Below are 560 nucleotides of genomic sequence, written 5' to 3'. Positions count from 1 at the left end.
GACCTTTCGAAGAAGATCACGGTGGACGTGAAGGGCGAAATCCTCGAGCTCAAGAACACCATCAACACCATGGTGGAYCAGYTGYSGTCWTTTGCTTCTGARGTAACSCGRGTSGCRCGCGAGGTGGGYACYGARGGCAARCTGGGCGGSCAGGCCGACGTGCAGGGYGTTGCCGGYACCTGGAAGGACTTGACCGATTCGGTCAACTCCATGGGCTCCAACCTGACSGSMCAGGTGCGCAACATTGCCGAGGTGACGACSGCCGTGGCGGCCGGTGACCTTTCGAAGAAGATCACGGTGGACGTGAAGGGCGARATYCTSGAGCTCAAGAACACCATCAACACCATGGTGGATCAGTTGCGATCGTTTGCCTCGGAGGTGACGCGTGTGGCGCGCGAGGTGGGTACCGAAGGCAAGCTGGGCGGGCAGGCCGATGTGCAGGGCGTGGCCGGTACGTGGAAAGATTTGACCGATTCGGTCAACTCCATGGGCTCCAACCTGACGGCGCAGGTGCGCAACATTGCCGAGGTGACGACGGCCGTGGCGGCCGGTGACCTTTC

Annotated in this window: 1 protein-coding gene; it reads left to right on the top strand. The window is 61.4% G+C overall.

Going from position 1 to position 560, the window contains the following annotated elements; all coding sequences use genetic code 11:
• Positions 1 to 560: HAMP domain-containing protein (locus AC1D1X_RS25325; protein ID WP_477699639.1), on the top strand; the 560-nt coding region annotated here is incomplete at both ends.

The organism is Polaromonas sp. P1_G4 (assembly GCF_056405475.1).
Note: the sequence above shows the minus strand (reverse complement) of the source record. Positions and strands in the feature narration are given on the sequence as shown.